This window comes from Mycobacterium sp. NGS29 (assembly GCF_059812965.1).
The window spans coordinates 1-18,881 of sequence record NZ_JCALDR010000009.1 but is presented as its reverse complement, the minus strand read 5'-3'; the positions used below and the strand labels follow the sequence as shown (position 1 = coordinate 18,881).

Here is an 18,881-nt window from a genome sequence, read left to right as displayed (position 1 = left end):
CCGTGTCACTCTGCTATACACGAGGCATCAGACTTTCTTCCGGCGCGCAGCAACGTCCACTCGGGGGGGTTTTCCGGCGCGGTCGACTAGGGGGTGCGCTGTGAACCTGGGTCCGTCCGAATCGTTTTCCATTCCGGTGCCGTTGAGCAACCGGTTGGCGTCCCAGCTCGGTGAGCCGAATAGCTCGTTGCGGGCCACCACCGTGCGCAGCGGCTCAGCGGTGCTGATCCGCGCCGGCGGCGAAGTCGATGCTTCCAACGAACACACCTGGCGCGGACTGGTCGCCGAGGCGTCCGCGGTCGCCACGCAGCCGGGAGTATTGGTCGTCGACGTGAACAGCCTCGACTTCATGGCCTGCTGTGCGTTCACCGTGCTGGCCGACGAAGCAGAACGCCTGCGGCGTCGCGGCATCACCTTGCGCATGGTCAGCAGCAACCCCGGCGTGGCCCGAATCGTGGATGCGTGCTCGTTCGGAAATGTGCTGCCCGTTCACCCGACGACGGAAGCTGCGCTCTCCGCCGCATAGCGCGCGAGCTCGCCCGAGTGCGAGCGACATTTTGGTGCCTGGCGCATATCGCCTGGATTGCTAATCTGATTACTGTTGCTTGACGCTGTCATCGACGCACCCGACTTGTTTGCTACATCGGTCCGCGGGAGGTACGGCCAAGATGTCGGCCGAAATGGACTGGGATCACACGGTGGGTGCGGCCGCGGACGTGCGGCGCATCTTCGAGAGCATCCCGGCGATGGTCGTCGGCCTGGAGGGACCCGATCACCGGTTCATCGCGGTCAACGCGGCCTTCCGGGCCTTCAATCCAGCGGTGCAACTAGTGGGAAAACCCGCCCGGGAGATCTATCCGGAGCTGGAGAGCCAGCAGATCTTCGACATGTTCGACCGGGTGTATCAGACCGGTGAGCCGCAATCCGGGGCCGAGTGGCGGCTGCAGGTCGACCTGCAGGGTTCCGGCGTCGAGGAACGCTTCTTCGATTTCCTCGTCACGCCGCGACGTTCCCCCGACGGACCGATCGAGGGCGTGCAACTGGTCTTCGATGACGTTACGGCACGGGTCGAGGCACGGTTGGCCGCCGAGGCGCGGGTCGAGGAACTCGCGGAGCGCTACCGCAACGCCCGCGATTCGGCGACCGTGATGCAGCAGGCACTGCTGGCGGCGACCGTGCCGATCGTGCCCGGCGCCGATGTGGCCGCCGAGTACCTCGTCGCCGCCGAGGACACCGCGGCCGGCGGGGACTGGTTCGACGCCCTGCCCCTCGGTGGTCACCTGGTGCTGGTGGTCGGCGACGTGGTGGGCCACGGTGTCGAGGCGGCCGCAGTGATGTCTCAGCTACGCACCGCGTTGCGGATGCAGCTCACCGCCGGACTCTCGATCACCGAGGCACTCGAGGCCGTGGACCGCTTCCATGAGCAGGTGCCCGGGTCGAAGTCGGCCACCATCTGCGTCGGCGCCCTGAACTTCAGCACCGGTGAGTTCCAGTACTGCACCGCCGGCCATCCGCCCCCGCTGGTGGTGACAGCCGATGCGGGCTCGCGCTACCTCGAGCCGTCCGGCGGCGGGCCACTGGGCAGCGGCAACGGATTTCCGGTGCGCAGCGAGCCGATCGACATCGGGCACGCGGTGCTGCTCTACAGCGACGGCCTGATCGAACGCCCGGGACGGCCGCTGGCGGCGAGCACCACCGAGTTCGCGGAATTGGCGGCCAGTATCGCCGCCGGCACCGGCGGGTTCGTGATCGACGCACCCGCGCGGCCCATCGACCGCCTCTGTTCGGAGACACTCGAATTGCTCTTGCGCTCAACGGGTTACAACGACGACGTCACCCTGCTCGCGGCGCAGCGACGAACCGCGACGCCACCGCTTCAGGTCACCGCCGATGCCACCATCCACGCCGCCCGCGGCATCCGGGCCCGGCTGCGCAAGTGGCTCGCCGAGCTCGGTGCCGAGGCCGACGACATCTCCGACGTAGTGCACGCGGTCTCCGAATTCGTGGAGAACGCCGTCGAACACGGCTACGCCACCGAAGTCTCCGGCGGTGTCGAAGTCAGAGCGGAACTGGGTGGTGACGGTCTGCTGCGGGCGGCGGTGACGGACCGCGGCAAATGGAAGGACTACCGCGAGGGCGAACGCGGCCGCGGGCGCGGCCTGGCCATGGCCGAGGCGCTGGTGACCGAATCGCACGTGGTCCACGGTCCCGACGGCACCACCGCCAGCCTCATCCACCGCCTGTCCCGGCCGGCCAACTTCGTCAGCGACTCGGTGGTCAGCCGGGTGTCCTACCAGCGGGTGGTGGACAGCGAGTTCGTGTCGCTGGTTGCCGACGGCGGTCGCATCATCGTGCGCGGCGAGGTCGATTCCCATACCGCGTCCACCCTGGATCGCCAGATTGCGGTCGAAAGCCGTTCGGGCATAGCGTCATTGACGATCGACCTGAGCGCTGTCACCCACCTCGGCTCGGCGGGTGTCAGTGCGCTGGCCGCCGCGCGCGAACGTGCGCGCAGACACGGCGGCGACTGCGTGCTGGTGGCGCCGCCGGGCAGCCCCGCACACCACGTGTTGTCGCTGGTCCAGATTCCGGTCAGCGCCGCCGACGCCTGAGGGCGCGGTTCAGCGGGTCCGGCCGTGCCGGACCTGGTTGAACGGCACGCCGCGGTCCGCGGCATATTCCCGCGGAAAGTTCAGCACCCGCTCGCCGATCACGTTGCGGGCCATCTCGGTGGTGCCGCCACCGATGGCGACCGACTGGCGCGAGAGGTACCGCAATCCGGTCTGCAATCCCTCGCCCATCTCCCCCACCACACCCGCCGGGCCGGCAATGGCCAAGGCGATGTCCATCTCCAGCATCACGTGCTCGGCATGGAACAGCCGGATGAGGGATCCGGCGGCCGGCGGCAGTCCGCCGTCGCGGACATTGCGGGAGACGTGCTCGATGAGCTGCTCGGCGACCGCGCGGTGCACCAGCGCCCGGCCAGCCATCTCCTGAATGCGTTCGTTGTCAGCCTGGCCGGTCCTGGCCGCCAGATCGACGTAGTCCACCGGCGTGGTGTGGCCGCCCTCATGACCGGATCCGCTGGCGAACTCCGAGCCCTGACCGACGGCACGGCGCTCGTGGTACAGCTGTCGCGAGGCCACCGCCCAGCCGCCGTTCACCTCGCCGACCACGGCGTCCGCGCCGACGTCCACCCCGTCCAGAAACTCTTCGCAGAACTCCGCGCCCCCATTGACCTGCGTGATGCGCCGCAGTGTGATTCCCGGGTGCTGGATCGGCACCAGGAACATGGTCAGGCCGTCGTGTTTGGGCACCTCCCAGTCGGTGCGGGCCAGGCACAACCCGTAGTCGGCGGCGAACGCGCTGGTGCTCCACGTCTTGGCGCCGGTGATCACCCATCGATCGCCGCGACGCTCGGCGCGCGTGATGACACCGGCCAGGTCTGACCCGCCGCTGGGCTCGGAGAGCAACTGCACCAGAATCTCGTCACCGCGCAACGCACCGGCGATGTGGTGTTTCTTCTGCTCTTCGCTGCCGGTGTCGAGCAGCGTGGCGCAACAGATGGTGAACGTCGGCACGTTGAGGATCAACGGCATCTCGTAGGGGTAGGACTCCACGTCGAAGGCCCGCTGGTAGTCGTAGGGCAACCCCAGGCCGCCGTACTCGCGGGGGAAACAGATACCGGCGAATCCGCCGTCCCACAGCCGCCGCTGTAGCTCGCGGGCGCGTTGCCAGGACCGTTCGTCGTCGCGCGGCGCGGCCGGTGGATTCTCCGGGTCGATGCTCGGCATGTTCTCGGCCAGCCACGCACGGGCACGGGCGGCGAATTCGGCGACTGATTCGGCTGTCATCGGCCCGCCATCCTGTACACCGCGAGGTTGTGCTCCTCGGGTGTGCCGAACATGTTGCGGTACAACGTGACCCGTCTCAGATACAGATGCAGGTCGTGTTCCCAGGTGACGCCGATGCCACCGTGCATCTGCACGCAGCGCTGCACGATCGGCCCGGCGAGTTCACCCACGTAGGACTTGGCGACGCTGGCTGAGAGCGCAGCATCGGGTGCGTGCGCAGCCACGTCGGCGACTGCGGCAGCGGTGGTGGCACGGCACGCCTCGAGCCACATCTTCATGTCGGCGAAGCCGTGTTTGAGCGCCTGATAGGACGCCAGCGGACGTCCGAACGAGTGCCGGTCCAACGCCCACTGCACGGTGAAGTCGAAGACCGTCTGCAGGATTCCGACCACCTCGGCGCACTGCAACACCTGGGCGATCTGGCTCTGCCGCTCGATCAACGCCGGCGTCTCGGCTGCGTTGCCGACGGCGGCGGACCCGTCGACGATCACGCCGTCAAACTCGACGGTCGCGTACTGCTTGACCATGTCGACCGACTGCACCGGGGTGATCCGCACGCCCGGCGCGTCGGTGCCGACCAGGAACTGACGCACCACCGAGCTGTCCGCGCCGCTTCGAGCCGTTACCAGCAGCACCGCGCTCTGCGCGGCGGCCTCCACCCGATCCTTGACTCCGTCGATGCGGTAACCGGAATCCGCCGGCACGAAGCCGACAGTCGGATCCTGCGGCACCCAACCGCGGTGCGGCTCCGCAACCGCCCACGACGCCACCGTTTGACCGGACACCAGCGCGTCAATCAGACCCGTGTGGTTGTCCCGATCGCTGGCTTCGACCAGCCCGGCAAGTACCGTGCTGACCGGGTACAGCGGTCCCGGCGCGACGGTTTTCCCGAGCAGTTCGGCGACCATCGCCAAGTCTGCGAAGCCGTCGCCCGACGCGCTGCCCCCGCCCAGCTCCTCGGGCACCAGCAGCCCTGTCCAGCCGAGTTCGGCGGCTCGCCGCCACCAGGCCGGATCGAAGGACTCACCGGCGCCGTGCAGGTCGCGGACGTGACGCAGCGACGCCTCTTTGGACAGAAACGCTTGAGTGGTGGAGGTAAAGAGTATCTTTTCGGGAGAGTCGACAGCGGTCATGAGGCCGGCCGGACTTCCCCGGGCGTTCCTTCGCCGCGAAGGAAGTCGGGAGGCAAGTTTGGTTGGGGGATCATCCGCCTGATCGGTCCTCATCGGGGTGCGCTGGCGACACCGATGTTAGCAATGGGCAATACCGTAAGAGATACCGGAGTTCAGTCGATAATGACGGACGGTCGCCGAAATGGCTGAGTTAGACGACGATGCGGTGACATCGAAGGCCGATGTGCTGGCTTTGGCCGAGGAGGCCGAAGCCGAGGCCGCCGAAGCCGAACTGCTGGCTGCCGCGGCGCGCGCCAAGGCCCGCGCGGCCCGGTTGCGACGTGAAGCGCTCAACGCCGCCGACGACGACGAGTACGAAGACGAGTACGAAGACGACGGCGATTACGAATACGAGGACTACGACGAGTCCGAGGAGTACGACGAGGCCGAATACGAGCCGGAAGATTACGACGAGTCGGCGAATTACAACGAGTCCGAGCCGGTCACGCCCTCGCGGCGGGACCGGTTGCGCAACTCGGTGCGGATGCCGAAGCTGTCCACGATCCTCCAGGGGGCTGCGGTCATCCTCATTCTCGGATTTTTCGTGTTGAGCGGGCTTTTCGCCTGGTGGCATCACGAAAGTTCGGAAAAGCGGCGCCAGGAGGCAGCCTTCATCGCCGGGGCCAAGCAGGGTGTGGTCTTCATGACCTCGCTCGATTTCAACCGCGCCAAACAAGACGTGCAGCGGGTCATCGACAATTCCACCGGTGAGTTCCGGGATGACTTCCAGCAGCGGGCGGCCGATTTCACCAAAGTGGTCGAGCAGTCCAAAGTGGTCACCGAAGGATCGGTGAACGCAGCCGCCATCGAGTCGATGGACGGGCATTCCGCGCAGGTCCTGGTCTCGGCGACCTCACGTGTCACCAATGCCACCGGCGGCAACCCCGACGAACCGCGCGCCTGGCGGCTTCGGGTGACGGTGATGGAGGAGGACGGCCAATACAAGATGTCGAAAGTGGAGTTCGTGCCGTGAGCGACGAAAGGGGCGCCGTCGAACTGACCAAGAAGGACGACGCCGAGGTATCCGGCGGCACGCCCGACACCGTGGTGCGGGGCGCCGCGGCGGACGAACAGCCGGAGCGTCTCGACGCCGCCGACACCGTCGAGGCCCGCGCCAACTACGCGACCTTCGCCGTCGCCCTGGGCAAGACCGCCGAGTCGCACAGCGAGGGTGAGACCTCCGACGAGGAGGTCCCCGAGCCGGTGGACGACATCCACCAGGCCGAGGCGCCCAACCCGGTCCCCGACACCCACGACGTCGCCGACGACTCCGATGACGACGACGACATCGGCATTGCCGACGACACCGGCTACAGCGGCCTCGAGGAAGCCGAAGTGCCCGAGGCGGACGCCGACATCGACGAGCCCGAAACCACCGCGGCTCCCGACGGGGAAGCCACGCCCCGGCGCACCTGGCGGCGCGACTTCTGGCGCCGGCAGATCACGGTCAAGCCGATCCCGGTGATTCTCGTGCTGCTGCTGCTGATTTCCGGTGGGCTGGCCACGTGGATGTACTTCCAGCAGTATCGGCCGGATCAGCTGACCAGCCAGAGCGTGGCGCGCACGGTGATCAACTCGGCGTCGGAGGGAACGGTGGCGGTGCTGTCGTACTCGCCGGAGAGCCTGGATAAGGACTTCGCCGGCGCCAGGTCCCACCTGTCCGGCGATTTCCTGTCCTACTACGACCAGTTCACTCAGCAGTTCGTGGCGCCGGCGTCCAAGCAGAAGGCGCTGAAAACCACCGCCCGCGTGATGCGCGCGGCGGTCCAGGAGTTGCGCCCCACCTCGGCAGTCGTGCTGCTCTTCGTCGATCAGAGCACTACGACCAAGGACAACCCCGAGCCATCGGTGGCGGCCCGCAGCGTACTGGTGACGCTGGCCCTCATCGACGGGAAGTGGCTGATCACCAAGTTCACGCCCGTCTAACCCGGGCGCGCGTCGTCACACCGCGAACGCGCGCCGCAACGACTGAGCGTGCAGGGCCCGGTTCTCCTGGGAGACAACCCAATCCGGGGCCACCGAGTCGAAGCCGTTGAACGTGGCCGCGATCACGTGCAGCCCGGTGGGGACGTAGGCGTGCAGCAGCCGGTTCGCGTAGTCGATCGCTTCGTCCCGGCAGGGATCGATGTCGGCGCAGCTGACGAAGGTCGGCGGCAGCCCTTCCAGATTCGCCCGGTGCGCAGGGACGTGCTGACCGTTGGCGGTGGCGTGGCCGAGGTAGTGGCCCCAGGCGCGGCTCACCGCCTGACCGTTGAGGCCGGGCGTGCGCTGGAATTCCCGGCGCGACGGAGTGGTGTCGGAGTCCAGCATCGGCTGATGCAGGATCTGCACCAGAATCTTGGGTCCCTCCTCGTCGAACATGCGCTGGGCCAGCCCGGCCACCAGCGCGGCACCGGCGTCACGGCCCATCACCGCGATCCGGGTGGCGTCGGCGTTCAGCTCGGCAGCGTGCTCGACCACGTAGCGCAGCGCCGCCTCGGCGTCCTGCAGCGCCGCGGGGGCGGGATGTTCCGGTGCCAGCCGGTAGTCGACCGACACGACCAGGGTGTCGGAATCGCGGGCCAACTCCACGCAGTGCGCGTGGTCGGTGTCTAGATTGCCCGTCACGAAACCGCCGCCGTGGGCGTAGATCACCAGCGGCAACGCCGAGGTGCCGCCGCCCCGGTAGAGGCGGATGTCCAGCTGCCCGCCGTCCGGACCGGCAATCGTCCGCGTTTCGACGTCGACCCCGGCGGTGTCGACCGCGGCCGCCCGCTCGGCGGCCGCCCGGTGGGCTTGTTCCCGCTCGGCCGACAGACTGTCGGCACTGAACTCGACGACACCCACCCGTTCCGCGGCCTCGCGCAGCGCCGGGTCGATCCGGCTAAGACCCTGCGGCCGTGTGACATTCGTTTGCGTCATGCCCTCATATCTCCCGAAATCGATGTTCCGGCCCGTCGGGCCGGAAACCCTCTTCAAGGTAGACCTGCCCGGTCAGGGCATCAATCGAGGGCAGCACCGTCAGCCACCCGCTCGCCGGGCAGCGCCGCGACGGTCGCGGGCAGACCGTAGAGCGCGGTTGCGTTTCCACGCATGATGCGCTCGCGCTGCGCACGCGGAAATCGGTTGATCGCATACATCGGCGAGTCGTAGCTCCAGTGCGGATAATCCGTCGAGAACATCAGGTTGTCACCGAGGTCCATCAACTCCAGGTATTCGCGAAACTGGACGGTGTCGGCGTCTTCCAGCGGCTGGGTGGTGAACCGGACGTGCTCGCGCACATAGTCCGACGGGGGTCGGCGCACCTGCGGCAGATCGCCGCGGCGGGCCGCCCAGATGCGGTCCATGCGTGACATCACCGGCATCGCCCAGGTGAAACCACCTTCGATGAACACCACCCGCAGGTCGGGGTGACGGTCGAACGCGCCGTCGAACACCAGGCTCATCAGGTGCGACACATACAGCAGCGGCCAGGACGCAAAGAAGTCGTGCCAGTGGGCGGGGTTTCCGACCGGGTACAACGGGATCAGCTCGAACGGCGTCTGCCCCATCAGGTGCGTGGCCACCGGCAGCCCGGCGCGTGCCGCCGCCGCGTACAGCGGGTCGAAATGCGGGCTGCCGAACGGGATTCCGCGGGTCTGCGGCGTCATCAACACCTGCGACAGGTACGGGTGACCCGCCCACCGCTCGACCTCCCGGGCGGCCTGCTCGGGTGTCTGCGCGCTGACGCTGATCGACCCGCGCCACCGGCCGTGGGCGTTGCCCTTGTCCAGCCAGACGTCGGCCAGCCAGTCGTTGTAGGTCGACTTCAGCACGTGTTCGGCCTGCGGCAACTGCGCGTCACACATCGGCTCCAGCGAGGCGATGCTCACCCCGGCGTCGACCAGGAGCTGTTGAGCGGCGAAGTCCGGATCGCTGCCGGCCACACCCCCGGTGGGCGGTGCGGCGTCCATCCGCAGCGAAAACGTCTTGTACGAGTCCGGGGTGTCGTAGAAGTGCGAGACCGGGCTGACGGCGTTGCCGGTCGGCCAGATCTTGTCCACCCATTCGGCCGGCGCGTACGACTTGAGCACGTCGGTGGACACCGGCAACGGGTGCACGTCGGTATCGACGACGGTGACCGCGATCTGCCGTTGCCCAGCCTCCTGCTGCCGATCGGGACAAGCAGCTGTGCGTTCGACAACGGTCATGGTGTGCTTCCTTCACTCACGGTCAGCCCGTATAGCTCACTGGCGTTGCGCCACAGAACTTTTCGTTGTTGCTCGGTGTCCAGACCGTCGGCCGTCGCCGCGGGGGCGGTCGTCGACCAGTGCGGGTATCCGGAGCCGTACATCACCAGGTCGGCCTTGCCGGAGAAATCCATCCAGCGCGCGGCGTCGGCGACATCGACGGGCCCGTCCAACGCCGAGGAGCAGAACCGGACATGGTCGGGCAGGTATTCGCTCGGGTAGCGGTCCACCCACGGGGTCTGGTCGCGCATCGACAGCCAGAACGTGTCCAGCCGCCACATCAGCGGGGTCAGGATGTCGTATCCGCCGTCGGCGAACACGAACTTCAGCCCCGGATGCCGGCCGAATACGCCTTCGACGATCAGCGCGGCCAGATGCACGAAGTAGTTCAGCGGCATGAACGCCGCATAGCCCGGGTAGGTGTGCGCGTGCCCGGCGAAGGTGGGCGGATGGTCGACACCGTTGCCGCCGTTGACGTGCACCGCCACCGGTAACCCGTGCGCCGCCGCGGCTTCCCAGATCGGCTCGAACATCGGTTTGCCGAACGGCTCGCGCGACTGCATGGGCACGCCGACCTGGACCAGCTTGGGGTGACCGGCCAGGCGCTCGATCTCGGCGACCGCGCCGCGGGGGTCCTCCGGGTTCACCCGGATGGTGCCGCGGAACCGGTCAGCGCCGTCCGGTTCCAGCCACCGGTCGATCAGCCAGTCGTTGACTGCGGCGCAGATGCGACTGTTGAGCAGGTAGTCCGCGATATTTCCGCGGGTCAGCGGGTTCAGGATCGCGTAACTCGCGCCGCCCTCGTCGAACAGGTGCCGGCTGACGGTGTCGGGATCCGAGCCCGGGTAGTGCTCGCCGTAGAGGTCGGCGCGGTAGTCGCCACCGGGCGCCTGATACCACTGCTGTTCCACGTCGGGTATCGACCGCAGCTTGTGGGCGTCCGGCAGATAACGCCGCAGTTCGGCGTTGTACCGGAAGTGCGGTTGCACGTTGGCGTCCACGAACGGCAGGAAGGTCTGGTTCATGCGGTCAGATACACCTGCCCCTCGGTGACGTCGACCCGGTAGGTGCGGATCCGGCGACTCGGATCGGCAATGTTGCGCCCGGTGGTGATGTCGAATTCCCAGTTATGCCAAGGACATCGGACGATCTCCCCGTCGCGCACCCGACGCAGCCCGCCGGGCTCGTCGGGGGCGGGTTCGTTGGTTCCGCCCACCGGGCCCAGGCACAGCGGCGCACCTTCATGCGAGCAGTAGTTGACGATGGCGTACACCGTGCCGTGCACGTTGTACACGCCCACACCGAACTTCCCGACGTTCACCAGCTTCATCTGGCCGGGTGGCAACTCCTCGACGGAGCACACCAGATGGCGTTGCGGCACCGCGGCACCACCGCCCTTCGCCCGCTGTCAGCTAGATTGCTATTTATACTATGATAGCGACATTCCGCTGTCTGGCCCGCCATCCGGGCTCACTCGGTTGCGCAGAGAGGACTCTCAATGACGCTCAGCACCGACCATCAGGACGGCGCCCCCGTGGCCCTCGACCTCACCGGCGAAACCAGTCCGTATCCGTTCTTCGAATACATGCGGCGCACCGACCCCGTCTGGCACGGCTGTCTGGGCGACCCCGAGCAGATGCCGGAGGAACTGCGGCCCAGCGACGAATGGGTGTTGTTCAAGTACGACGACGTGTTCCGCGCCTTCCGCGACGACCAGACCTTCACCTCGGCCAGATACGACGACACCATCGGTTTGGTGATGGGCCACACCATCCTGGCGATGGGGGGCAAGGAACATCACGACCACCGCAACTTGGTGGCCAAGGCATTCCGGTCCACGGCCCTGGAACGGTGGGAACCCTCGGTGATCGGGCCGGTCTGCGATCAGCTGGTGGACGAAATCAAAGACAACGGCGAAGCGGACCTGGTCAAGGCCCTGACCTTCGAATTCCCCACCCGCATCATCTCCTCGCTGCTCGGGCTGCCGCCCGAGGATCTCGACATGTTCCGCCGGTTGTCCCTCGATCTGATCTCGATCCCGACCGACATCATGGCGGGCCTGACCGCTGCGGCCGAGTTGCACGGCTACTTCCTCAACCAGGTCGAGCAGCGGCGGCGCAAACCCACCAACGACATCATCGGCGACCTGGTGGCCGCCGAGATCGACGGCGAGAGGCTGACCGACGAGGCGATCATCGCGTTCCTGCGCCTGTTGTTGCCGGCCGGTTTGGAAACCACGTACCGCTCGTCGGGCAACCTGCTGTACCTGCTGCTGACTCATCCCGAGCAGCTGGAGATGGTCTACCGGGACCGGTCCCTGATTCCGATGGCGATGGAAGAAGGACTGCGGTATGAGACCCCACTCACCGCGGTCATGCGGACCACCACGCGGGAGGTCGAGATCGGCGGCAAGCTGATCCCGGCCGGCGCGCAGATCGACACGTGCATGGGTTCGGCCAACCGCGACGAAACCCGGTGGAGCAACCCGAACATCTTCGACATCACCCGCCCCCGGCAAGCCCACATCGCCTTTGCCGGCGGAATCCACATGTGTCTGGGCATGCACCTGGCCCGGCTGGAGACGAGGGTGGTCCTGAACAGCCTGTTCGACCGCGTGCAGGACTTGAGGTTCGTCGACGACGACGGAACCGGGGTGGAGTCCAAGATCGTCGGGCTCACCTTCCGCTCCCCCAACAAGCTGCCCGTGACGTTCAGCCCGGCCGCATGAGAAGCCGGGCCGCGATCCTGCACGATGTCGGCGGACCCTGGTCGGTCGAGGAGTTCGAACTCGACGCGCCCCGTGCCGGCGAGGTGCTGGTCCAGTTGGCCGCCGCCGGGTTGTGCCACTCCGACGACCACATCCTCAAGGGCGACATGTCCGCACCCAACGAGGTGTTGAAGGCACTGGGCCTGCCCACCATGTTCCCGATGATCGGCGGCCACGAAGGTTCCGGCGTGGTGCGTGAAATCGGGCCCGGGGTAACCGAATACGATGTCGGCGATCATGTGGTGCTGACGTTCGTGGCGGTGTGCGGGCAGTGCCGCTGGTGCGCCACCGGCATGGAATACCTGTGCGACAAGGGCATCGGCACCCTGACACCGGGCATGCCGACCGACGGGACGTTCCGCCACCACACCGCCGACGGCCGGCCCCTCGGGCACCTGGCCAAGGTCGGCGCGTTCGCCGAACACACTGTGGTGTCGGTGAATTCGCTGATCAAGCTGGAGTCACACCTGCCGCTGGTGCCGAGTGCGCTGTTGTCCTGCGCCATTCCGACCGGTTACGGGTCGGCCGCCAACCGGGCCGGTGTGCGCGGCGGCGATGTGGTGGTGGTGATCGGCGCGGGCGGCATCGGCACCGGAGCGATCCAGGGTGCCCGGATCAACGGCGCCGCGCACATCGTTGCCGTCGACCCGGTGGAGTTCAAACAGAAGTCGGCGTTGCGGTTCGGCGCCACGCACAGCGTCGCCTCGATAGCCGAAGCCCTGGACCTGGTGCGCGACTTGACCTATGGGGTGATGGCGGACGCGGTGGTGGTCTGCCCGTCGTTGATCTCCGCCGACGATGTCCGCGATGCCGTGGCGCTCACCCGTAAGGGCGGGACGTGCGTGCTGACCGGGATGACCTCGCAATTGCAGCAGTCGGTCAACATCAACCTGCAGGAATTCATCCTGATGAACAAGACGTTGGCGGGCACCATCTTCGGCTCGTGCAACGCCAAGGCCGACATCGCCCGGCTGGCCCGGCTCTACCAGACCGGACAGCTCCAGCTCGACGAGATGATCACCCGCCGCTACCGTCTTGACGACATCAACCAGGCCTACGCCGATCTGCTGAACGGCGAGATCGTGCGCGGCATCATCGATTACGCGATCGCCTGACCGCGCCGGGCCGCCTCTGCCGCCGCCCCTCCGCCGCCGACTGTGCGTTTTGTGACAGGACACACCGGTGCAGCGTCGTGTGGTTCACTCTGAGCGGTCAGCGGCTTTGGCCTTCTGCTTGGCCTCGTGCAGCTCCTTGAGTTTCTTGAGCCGCATCAGCTTTTCCACCTGCCCGTAGGCGTCGATCGGGCTGTGCAACGAGAGACCACCGTCGGCGTGGATGACTTGCCCGGTCACCCAGGACATTTCGAGTGTCCCGAGAATGGCCTCGGCCACGTCGGCGGGTTCACCCAGGCGCCGCAGGGCGGTGCGTTTGGACATGCCCTCGACCCAGGCAGGCCACTTTTCGGCATCGGGCAGCATCGGGGTCCGGGTGACCCCGGGCCCGACGGCGTTGATGCGGATGCCGTGGACCCCCCACTCCACCGCCGCGACCTTCACCAGCATGTCCAGGCCCGCCTTGGAGACGCAATAGGCGCCCATGTCCCGGTCGGCCAGGGTGCCGCTGATGCTCGAGACCACGACGATCGAACCGTGCAATTCGGCGTCGATCATGGCTTGGGCGGCGGCGCGGATGGTGTACCAGGTGCCGGTGAGGTTGACCGACAATACCCGCTGCCATTCCGCAACCGGCATTTCCAGCAGCAGGCCGGACGACCCGACTCCGGCCGAGGTCACCACCCGGGTCGGCACGCCGTGCTCGCGCACGGTTTGTTCCATTGCGGCGGCCACGGCATCGGAATCGCTGATGTCGCAGACGATATCCGGCGCCTCGGGTGCGCCGGCGAGATCCCAGACGACGACGTCGTCTCCGGCCTCGCGCAACCGCGCCGCCACTTCGCGTCCGATCCCGGACCCGCCGCCGGTAACCAGAGCGGTCACCGGGCCGGTCCGATCAGGTCTGGCCAGTCGCCGGTGAACGCATAGTCGGACAGTTCGGCGAGTCCCAGACCGTCGTACCAGAACCGTCTGGCGAGGTCCGCATCCGCGGTGCAGATCGCAGTGTGATGAACACCGAGCATGCGTTAGGTCGCGATCCTGGTCATGGTGCTCTCCCATAGGTCGTTGGCCAGTCGGGTGTTTCTGGCCAGGCGGTTCACCCGGGCGATCTTGTGCCGCGAATAGTATTCGCCCGGTGTCCAATCCACGCCGGGGGTGCTCGACGCCAGCCAGATCAGTTGCTCGGCGCCCTGTTCGGATGTTGCGGTGTACCGCTCGGTCGGCAGGTAGCGTTTGGAGAACGCCAGCGCCTTTGATCCCGACGCCGGGCCGAAATTGGAGTTGACGTAACCGGGGTGCACAGTTACGGCAGACAGCCCGCGGCTGTGGTAGCGGCGGTGTAATTCCCTGGTGAACAACACGATAGCCAGTTTGGACAGCGCATAGGCGGTGCTGGGGCGGCGTTGCGCGGTGTTCTCCAGGTCCGCGACGCCGGCCCGCACGATCAGCAGATGCGACGAGCTGGTGGTGTTGACGACGGTGGCACGCGAGTCGACGAGCACGTCCATCAGTTGGGTGGTCAGCAGGAACGGGGACAGGTAGTTCACCTGATAGGTGTGTTCGTAACCATCCGGGGTGAGGTGGATCTTGGTGCCCATGCAGCCGGCGTTATTGAGCAACACGTCGATGCGTGGGTAGGTGGAGCGGATCTTGTCCGCCAGCGCGCGCGCCTGCGCCAGGTCGGCGAAATCGACCACGAAATGATCCGCGTCCAGTTCTGCGGCCACGGCCTCGGTCTTAGTCTGCGACCGGCCTATCACCACGATGTTCGCGCCGCCGCGACGCAACTCGCGCGCAGCCGCGGCACCGATACCGTCGCTGGCGCCGGTGATGATGATCGTTCTCGGGGTCATAGGCTGATGTCCTCCCGCTGGGAGTCTATGACGTGCGCCACACAGCGGTCACAGCCGCCTCACCGCAGCGAGTAGCGCACCGGCAGGTGCTTGAGACCGCCGACGAACGTGGTGGCCACATACTGCGGATCACCGGTCAGTTCAATCGATTCGAGCCTGGGCAGCAACTCGGTGAAGAAACTGTTGACCTCCATGCGGGCCAGTGCGGCGCCCATGCAGAAGTGCACCCCGTAGCCGAACGCGACATGCTTGTTCGGCTCCCGACCGACGTCGAAGCGGAACGGATCGTCGAAAACCTCTTCGTCGCGGTTGCCCGAAACGTACGACAGCAGCACCGACTCGCCCGCGGCGATCGGAACTCCCCGTACCTCGGTGTCCCGGGCAGCGGTGCGCATGAACTGCTTGACCGGGGTGACCCAACGGATCATCTCCTCGGTGGCCTGCGGCATCAGCGAGAGGTCGTCGCGCAGCCGCTGCAACTGGTCGGGATTCTCGGCCAGCGCCTGCAACCCGCCGGAGATGGTGGCGCTGGTGGTGTCGTGCCCGGCGGTCGCGACGATCAGGTAGTAGGACACCGTCTCGATGTCGGACAGCGGTTCGCCGTTGAGCCGGGCATTGGCGATGGCCGATGCCAGGTCCTCGGTCGGGTGCTCGCGGCGCGCAGCGGTCACGTCGTTGAAGTAACCGAAGATGTCCAACAGCGCGGGTAGTTGGTCTTCGACGGTGGTGCCACGTTTGAACTCGGTGTCGTCGCTGCCGAACAGCTCCTGGGTGAGCTTGAGCATGCGGGGGAAGTCGGCCTCGGGTATGCCGAGCAGCGACATGATCACGTAGAGCGGGTAGTTGACGGCGACCTCTTGGACGAAGTCGCATTCCGGCCCCACTTCCAGCATCTTGTCGACATAGATCTTGGCCAGCTCGTCGACACGAACCTTCAACGCCCGCATGGCTTTCGGGCGAAACCAGTTGGCTCCGATCGCGCGGACGTCGCGGTGTTGCGGGTCGTCGAGATGGATCAGCGTCTTGACCCCGATGGCGGCCTGCTGATCGTCGCCCTGGGCAGTGGTCAGGACCGGGCGCGGCCAGTTGGTGAACAGCGTGTTGTCGCGCTCGATGTCCATGATGTCGGCGTGTTTGGTGATCGCCCAGAACGGCCGATAGTGCTCCACCTCGACCCAGGACACCGGAGCACTGGCACGCAGGTGGGTCAGTGCGGCGTGCAGGCGGCGCTCGTCGGTGTAGGTTTGCGGATCGGCCAGCAGCTTGGCGGCCTCATCCATGACCGTAGCGTTCACGGGCGAATCTCCTTCCAGGCGGCGGCAATACAGTCTTGGGAAGCGGCGTAGAAGATCGGCCACACCCGGTCGGCGATGCCCTCGCAACGGCTTCGCAGTGCGGCACCGATTTCGCCGACCGGTGCGACCACCGCCAGGGTGCTCAGAATTTCATCGTCGACGAGTGCGGCCATCGCGTCCCACTCGCCTGCTTTGGACATCCGGTGCAGTTCGGTGTGCAGGTCACCCCAGCCGTGCAGGTCCAGCACCCGGCGGTAGGCGGGTGTGGACCCGTAGAACGCAATCTGCTTGCGCGCAGCCGCGATTGCGGTCGCCAGCTCGGCCTCGTCGGTGCCGGTCGCCACCATCACTTCGGCCGCGACTTCGAAGTCGGCGCGGTCCCGCCCGGCGCGTTGCAGACCGCGCAGTAGCGTCGGCATCGTCACCTCGGTGAGGTAGCGCCCGGAGACCATCGGGTGACCGAGGTGGCCGTCGGCAACCTCACCGCACATCTCCGTCATCGCCTCCCCGACGGCGGCCAGGAACACCTTCGGGGCCGGGTGCGGCATGGGTTCCGGGGTGAACATCGGGGTCATGATCTTGTGCGTATAGAACTCGCCTTCGAACCGCAGCCGTTCGCCGTCCTTCCACGCCGACCAGATGGCTCGCAGCGCCGCGACGAATTCGCGCATCCGGCGGGCCGGGTGGCTCCAAGGCATGCTGAACCGCTTCTCGATATGGGCCTGGATCTGGGTGCCCAGCCCGAGGATGAACCGGCCCTGCGAGTACGCCTGCAGATCCCAGCCCAGGTTGGCCACGGTCATCGGACTGCGCGCGAACGCGACGGCGATGTTGGTGCCGAGTTCCAGACGCGTGGTGTGCTCGGCGGCCAGCAGCAGCGGCAGGAACGGGTCGTGGCTGGTCTCGGCCGTCCAGCCGCCGGCAAACCCGTGTTGTTCCAGTGCGGTGGCGGCCTCGACCGCGTCGTCGAGCCTGTTCGGGATACCTCCGTCGATCTTGAGGCCCCCACGCGACATGATGGAAAAGCTACAGTAAGCGATTCGGTAGGGTCAACGTGTTCGATGCGCGCCGGCACCGACCCGCTACAGTGAGCAGTTCAACAGGTTCGGCCCGGCGAGTGAGGACCAGGATGGGTAAGCCCGAGGATTGGGAAGAGACCCTCGTCGACCTCGACCGGCGTCGCCGCCACGCGTGGGCCATGGGGGGCCCGGAGCGCCTCGACAAGCACCGCGGCAAAGGCAAATTGGACGCCCGCGCCCGCATCGACTATCTGCTGGACCCGGGTACCTTCCGCGAACTGGGTACTTTGGTCGGCGGCGACACCGCGGCCGACGCGATCGTCACCGGATCGGGTCTGATCGACGGTCGACCGGTGATGGTGGGCGCTGAGGACTTCACCACGCTGGCGGGCAGCATCGGCCCCGGCGGCAACTCCAAGCGGCACCGGATCGCCGAACTGGCGGTGCGCAACAAGGTCCCGATGGTGATGTTGCTGGACGGCGCCGGCTTCCGGCCGACCGGTGGCCACTACGGCCGCAGCCCCACCGACCTGCTCGCGCAGACGCAGTGCTCGGGCCGGGTCCCGACGGTGGCAGCGGTGCTGGGGCCGTCGGCGGGACACGGCGCTCTGGTGGCCCCGGTGTGCGATTTCCGGATCATGAGCCGACACGGCACCATCTTCACCGCCGGACCGCCGGTGGTCAAAGAGTCCACCGGCGAAGACATTTCGAAGGAGGACCTGGGCGGCCCGGCTGTCGCGCTGCCCAGCGGGGTGATCCACAACGTCGCCGAGGACGACGAGTCCGTGCTCGACGACATCCGGCGTTATCTGTCGTATTTCCCGCCCAGCGCGTGGTCGTACCCGCCGGCGCTGGAACCGGACGAGACCTGTGAACCGCGACCGACACCGGAGTTGCTCAGCATCGTCAGCCGCGACAACCGCCGCGTCTACGACATGCGCGCAGTGCTCGACGTCGTGTTCGACCGGCCCGATTGGTTCGAGGTTCAACCGACGTTCGGCAAGGCGATCATCTGCGCGCTGGCCCATCTCGGCGGCCAACCGGTCGCCGTCGTCGCCAACCAGCCGCAGGTGCTGGCCGGTTCCATCGACGCCGCGGCCGCGGACAAGGCGGCGCACTTCATCCTGGTGGCTGATTCGTTCCACCTGCCGATCATCTTCCTGGCCGACAACCCGGGCATGCTGCCCGGTAGTCGCTCGGAGAGCCAGGGCGTGCTGCGCAGCGGTGCGCGGATGTTCGCCGCCCAGACCGCGGCGACGACGATCAAGTTGCACCTGACGTTGCGCAAGGCGTACGGCTTCGGTTCGATGGTGATGTCGCTGCTCGGATTCGACCAGCAGACAGCCACTTTCGCCTATCCGGGTGCGACGATGGGCGCCATGAGCGCGGCCGCGCTCACCCGCGCCTCGCACGCTGCCGAGGATCTGTCCGCCAAGCTGCGCAAGGCCGAATTGCAGGCCTCCTACCGGTCGGCGGAGAACATGGGCTTCGACGAGCTGATCGATCCGCGGGAGACGCGCGACGCGCTGCTGGATGCCCTAAGGCGCGGCCTGTCCAGCCGGCAGGCGGTCGCCGAGCCGGTAACGCGCACCGTCATC

General features: G+C 66.9%; 18 protein-coding genes. 7 read left to right on the top strand and 11 right to left on the bottom strand.

From position 1 onward, the window contains the following. Positions 1-100 precede the first annotated feature (100 nt). On the top strand, positions 101-526 hold the full coding sequence (locus AC5Y5Z_RS14135; RefSeq protein WP_463826521.1) for an anti-sigma factor antagonist: 426 nt from the start codon (positions 101-103) through the stop codon (positions 524-526). A 142-nt stretch (positions 527-668) separates the two neighbouring features. Then, positions 669-2,612: a SpoIIE family protein phosphatase gene (locus AC5Y5Z_RS14130; protein ID WP_499925694.1), complete on the top strand. Its 1,944-nt coding sequence runs from the start codon at positions 669-671 to the stop codon at positions 2,610-2,612. 9 nt (positions 2,613-2,621) lie between these two features. Here the strand turns inward: AC5Y5Z_RS14130 and AC5Y5Z_RS14125 are convergent, their stop codons facing one another. Continuing rightward, positions 2,622-3,854 carry an acyl-CoA dehydrogenase family protein gene (locus AC5Y5Z_RS14125; protein WP_499925692.1) on the bottom strand — a complete coding sequence of 411 codons (1,233 nt, stop codon included), beginning with the start codon at positions 3,852-3,854 and terminating at the stop codon, positions 2,622-2,624. After that, positions 3,851-4,987 (bottom strand): acyl-CoA dehydrogenase family protein, encoded by a 1,137-nt coding sequence (locus AC5Y5Z_RS14120; protein ID WP_499925690.1) that lies wholly within the window; start codon positions 4,985-4,987, stop codon positions 3,851-3,853. Before AC5Y5Z_RS14120 ends, AC5Y5Z_RS14125 begins: the two co-directional genes overlap by 4 nt. Before the next feature lie 181 nt (positions 4,988-5,168). Between AC5Y5Z_RS14120 and AC5Y5Z_RS14115 the strand changes: the two genes are divergently transcribed. Further along, complete coding sequence (locus tag AC5Y5Z_RS14115; RefSeq protein ID WP_463826525.1) at positions 5,169-5,999, top strand: Rv1363c family protein; 831 nt, start codon at positions 5,169-5,171, stop codon at positions 5,997-5,999. A gap of 383 nt (positions 6,000-6,382) precedes the next feature. Continuing rightward, positions 6,383-6,952, top strand: coding sequence for a hypothetical protein (locus tag AC5Y5Z_RS14110; RefSeq protein ID WP_499925909.1), 570 nt, complete (start codon positions 6,383-6,385; stop codon positions 6,950-6,952). 15 nt (positions 6,953-6,967) lie between these two features. Here the strand turns inward: AC5Y5Z_RS14110 and AC5Y5Z_RS14105 are convergent, their stop codons facing one another. From AC5Y5Z_RS14105 to AC5Y5Z_RS14090, 4 genes are all read right to left on the bottom strand, one after another. Beyond that, positions 6,968-7,927: an alpha/beta hydrolase gene (locus AC5Y5Z_RS14105; RefSeq protein ID WP_463826526.1), complete on the bottom strand. Its 960-nt coding sequence runs from the start codon at positions 7,925-7,927 to the stop codon at positions 6,968-6,970. An 80-nt stretch (positions 7,928-8,007) separates the two neighbouring features. Continuing rightward, positions 8,008-9,195, bottom strand: coding sequence for an amidohydrolase family protein (locus tag AC5Y5Z_RS14100; RefSeq protein ID WP_463826527.1), 1,188 nt, complete (start codon positions 9,193-9,195; stop codon positions 8,008-8,010). Next, positions 9,192-10,259 (bottom strand): amidohydrolase family protein, encoded by a 1,068-nt coding sequence (locus tag AC5Y5Z_RS14095; protein WP_499925687.1) that lies wholly within the window; start codon positions 10,257-10,259, stop codon positions 9,192-9,194. The genes AC5Y5Z_RS14100 and AC5Y5Z_RS14095 overlap by 4 nt, the downstream gene beginning before the upstream one ends. Then, the gene (locus AC5Y5Z_RS14090) at positions 10,256-10,615 is read right to left on the bottom strand and encodes a Rieske (2Fe-2S) protein (RefSeq protein ID WP_499925685.1); all 360 of its coding nucleotides are present in this window, start codon (positions 10,613-10,615) and stop codon (positions 10,256-10,258) included. The genes AC5Y5Z_RS14095 and AC5Y5Z_RS14090 overlap by 4 nt, the downstream gene beginning before the upstream one ends. 117 nt (positions 10,616-10,732) lie before the next feature. Between AC5Y5Z_RS14090 and AC5Y5Z_RS14085 the strand changes: the two genes are divergently transcribed. Beyond that, on the top strand, positions 10,733-11,962 hold the full coding sequence (locus AC5Y5Z_RS14085; protein ID WP_499925683.1) for a cytochrome P450: 1,230 nt from the start codon (positions 10,733-10,735) through the stop codon (positions 11,960-11,962). Continuing rightward, positions 11,959-13,116 (top strand): Zn-dependent alcohol dehydrogenase, encoded by a 1,158-nt coding sequence (locus AC5Y5Z_RS14080; RefSeq protein WP_499925681.1) that lies wholly within the window; start codon positions 11,959-11,961, stop codon positions 13,114-13,116. Before AC5Y5Z_RS14085 ends, AC5Y5Z_RS14080 begins: the two co-directional genes overlap by 4 nt. 84 nt (positions 13,117-13,200) lie before the next feature. On the opposite strand, the gene AC5Y5Z_RS14075 is transcribed toward AC5Y5Z_RS14080, so the two are convergent. The 5 genes from AC5Y5Z_RS14075 to AC5Y5Z_RS14055 are packed head-to-tail and all read right to left on the bottom strand — an operon-like array spanning position 13,201 to position 17,280. Then, entirely contained in the window at positions 13,201-13,998 is a 798-nt protein-coding gene (locus tag AC5Y5Z_RS14075) for an SDR family NAD(P)-dependent oxidoreductase (RefSeq protein ID WP_463826532.1), read from the bottom strand. After that, on the bottom strand, positions 13,995-14,138 hold the full coding sequence (locus tag AC5Y5Z_RS14070) for a VOC family protein (RefSeq protein WP_499925679.1): 144 nt from the start codon (positions 14,136-14,138) through the stop codon (positions 13,995-13,997). Before AC5Y5Z_RS14070 ends, AC5Y5Z_RS14075 begins: the two co-directional genes overlap by 4 nt. Positions 14,139-14,141: 3 nt before the next feature. Continuing rightward, positions 14,142-14,969 (bottom strand): SDR family NAD(P)-dependent oxidoreductase, encoded by an 828-nt coding sequence (locus AC5Y5Z_RS14065; protein ID WP_499925677.1) that lies wholly within the window; start codon positions 14,967-14,969, stop codon positions 14,142-14,144. 59 nt (positions 14,970-15,028) lie between these two features. Continuing rightward, entirely contained in the window at positions 15,029-16,249 is a 1,221-nt protein-coding gene (locus tag AC5Y5Z_RS14060; protein WP_499925907.1) for a cytochrome P450, read from the bottom strand. Positions 16,250-16,260: 11 nt separating this feature from the next. After that, positions 16,261-17,280, bottom strand: a complete 1,020-nt coding sequence (locus AC5Y5Z_RS14055; RefSeq protein ID WP_499925675.1) for an LLM class F420-dependent oxidoreductase — start codon at positions 17,278-17,280, stop codon at positions 16,261-16,263. A 113-nt stretch (positions 17,281-17,393) separates the two neighbouring features. Between AC5Y5Z_RS14055 and AC5Y5Z_RS14050 the strand changes: the two genes are divergently transcribed. After that, the coding region (locus tag AC5Y5Z_RS14050) for an acyl-CoA carboxylase subunit beta (RefSeq protein WP_499925673.1) at positions 17,394-18,881 on the top strand (1,488 nt) is incomplete at its 3' end.